The 3,044-nt window shown below is 43.9% G+C and carries 2 protein-coding genes and 1 pseudogene; all 3 read right to left on the bottom strand.

Annotation, left to right across the window (positions count from 1 at the left end):
* Nucleotides 1–1,076 (bottom strand): annotated as a pseudogene (locus AC29Z1_RS01045) (ABC transporter ATP-binding protein/permease); the annotation flags it as partial.
* 155 nt (nt 1,077–1,231) lie between these two features.
* Nucleotides 1,232–2,221 carry a resuscitation-promoting factor gene (locus AC29Z1_RS01040; protein WP_488269598.1) on the bottom strand — a complete coding sequence of 330 codons (990 nt, stop codon included), beginning with the start codon at nt 2,219–2,221 and terminating at the stop codon, nt 1,232–1,234.
* Between the two features lie 219 nt (nt 2,222–2,440).
* The coding region (locus AC29Z1_RS01035) for a TatD family hydrolase (RefSeq protein WP_488269597.1) at nt 2,441–3,044 on the bottom strand (604 nt) is incomplete at its 5' end.

Genomic DNA, 3,044 nt, shown 5'->3' with positions numbered 1-3,044 from the left:
GGTTTTATTTCAGGACCTGACTCAGGAAGTTCATTGACTTTATGCATGTTGCTGACAAAACCAGTAAGCCGGTCCACCACCGACCTCCATTCAGCCAATAAGGTGTAGCTCTCAACAAAAAAAGATAACGCTTCTTGCACCTTGCCAAAGGCTGATGACGTTTGCAGCAGGCCGCCAAGTTGAATCTCTTTGGCAAAATATCTGGGAGCTGCCACTAGGATAGGAAAAATTATGGCTATCTGCCCATAAACAGAAGTAAACCAAGTGAGTTGTTTTTGGCGTTGCATGATCTTCCAAAAATTATCCAAAACATGCCCAAACCGCTGCATAAAGGATTGTCCTTCTCGGGATTCTCCGCCATAAAAAGCAATACTCTCGCTGTTTTCCCTGAGTCTTACCAGGCTAAAACGAAAATCTGCCTCATACCGCTGCTGCTCAAAATTAAGTTTGGTTAATGGTTTACCAATTTTGTGTGTCAACCAAGTACCTGCAATCGCATACATAATTGCCACCCAAACCATATAACCAGAAACAGTAAATTCCGTACTGCCAAGAGGAATGGTAAGAGTACCTGACAATTGCCATAAGATTGCAATAAAGGAGACTAAGGTTATAACAGCCTTTAACAACCCCAAAGATAAACTCAAGGTATATTGGGTGAATAGACGTAAATCTTCACTAATTCGTTGATCAGGGTTATCGGTATTGTTATCAACAAGCTGTAAGCGATAATACGTCCGGTTTTGCAGCCAACTATCCAGATACTTTTTCGTCAGCCAACGCCGCCATTTAATCTGAAGCATTTGCTGCAAATAGAGCTTATAGACAACAACAAGAATAAAAATACCCGCTAAAACGCTAAATTCGCCTAATGCACTAAAAAATTCTTCCCGGTCAAAATTCTGCAATGCATTATAAAAGCGATTATACCATTTATTAATTAGTACCAATATATACACATAGGCTAAATTAAGAGCCACAATCACCGCCGCCAGCCCTCTAGCCCACCATTTTTCCTCGGAATACCAATATTCACGGGTAAGTCTCCAACAGTTTCGTAAAAAACTCAGATCTATGCCAACCAACAGTCCCAGTCCTTTCACCCCAACTTATAATTGTCTGTGCATACTTCGCTGTTATTGCTGACTACTCCTTCAGACGGTTGCAATTCTTCGACTTCATCATTTTGCAAAGATTAAAACAAGGCAGAGCAAAACGCTCTGCCTTACTTTTAATCAGTTAAAATGTACACTTTTACGGTGCGGCGGCCAAATTGCCAAGCCTCCTGCGGATTCTCCATGCACAAATCAATTTTGTTGCCAACAATGGCACTGCCGACATCAGCCGCCAGTCCCAAACCATAACCTGGAACATATACGCGGGTACCCAACGGAATAACATCCGGGTCAACGGCGACAATGCCGCGCCGGGCAGCAATCCCGGTGGCGGTTAACCCCTCAGGTGAACCGTCGGTGGGCAGATAAGCAGTGGCCTCCATATGACGAACATCCCGAAAATGCAAAGTGCCGCGGGAAGTGTCTATCGTATCACGGGTACCTACCCGGATAATTTGTGGTTTAGATTTCACCACTACATTCTCTGACAGCACATCGGCCGCAACCTTAATGCCATCTTCATACCTAACGCGTACAGTGGCTTTCTTGATCCCATTTTCGCCAGGCTGCACAATTTCCTCCACGCCTTTTTCCAGAGTGGGATCAGGCTGGCGGATAACCTGGAACAGATCAGGAGTTTCCTGTTCCTCGATTTTTTCAGTGAGTGTAACCGCCCGGATGTTCATGCCAGCAACCGGCCTGACATCATCCCCGGGTGTTAGTTTAATTTTGTCATGAGGTACTCCCACCTGGGTGGCTACTTCGCGTACGGTAGGCTTACCAGTAAGTAGGTTAAAGGTTTTTCCTTGGTAAGTTACTGTTACTGGTACTGCACGAAATACCTCAATCACAGTTCCAGTATCTACACTGACGGTGGAGAGGCGAACCTCATCCTCAGGCCCAAGCGTAATTCCTGCCTGTTTTAAAATTTTATGTGGATTTTTGTGCATAGTTTTTACAGTATAATTTTGACCATCTACGACAATATGGACTTTTTTGTGTGCCCAAACAAATCCGGTTGCCAGCAATGATGCCAGTAGCAAGATAACAATCAATGCTACTTTTTTCTGCTCGTACTGATTCAGTACGGCCTTTCCATCACGCATGAATACCCCCCTTTCAATGAGCTCAATAATTATACCATAACATGGCTAATAAGTCAATTTTTTCTTATTTAGCCATAATTGCATACTTGTTACTGGGAGTATCACCAAATATTGTAAAATTTATGCAGTAAAAATAAAAATACGGCAAATAATTTTATTGTAAAATATTCGCCGTACTTCCAATTTATTCCTGCTAGCGTTTAGAATTATTTCCCTATCTTATGCATCAATACCAAATAACCGCCTGGTATTGGTGGTTGCTGCCTCAGCCAGTGCAGCTAATTCCATTCCCCGGACCCGCGCCACCTCTTCAGCAGTAAAGCGGACATACGCCGGTTCATTGCGGCGGCCCCGATACGGCTGAGGAGACAAGTACGGACAGTCAGTCTCCACCAACAAGTGCTCCAAAGGAATGTCGGCTGCTACTTCTTTCAGCTTGCCATCTTTGGCATAGGTTATCGGCCCAGCAAAAGAAACATAAAAACCTAGTTTTATGACTTCTTTGGCCATTTCCAGACTGCCGGAAAAACAGTGTAATACGCCAGTCATTCCTTTAGCTTCCTTTTTGAGTATAGCCAGTACATCACCATGAGCATCCCGGTCATGAATAATAATGGGCTTTTTAAGCTGTCTGGCCACATCAATCTGCCGAATAAATACCTGTTGCTGAACATCACGAGGCGCAAAGTCATAGTAATAGTCAAGACCAATCTCGCCAATTGCCACCACTTTCGGTATAGAACACCATTCGGCTAACTGTTCATAGTCATTAATCTTAGCCTCCTTGGCATCATGGGGGTGAATGCCGACAGCAGCATAGATA

The sequence above is a fragment of the Sporomusa sp. genome (assembly GCF_057736855.1).
Note: the sequence above shows the minus strand (reverse complement) of the source record. Positions and strands in the feature narration are given on the sequence as shown.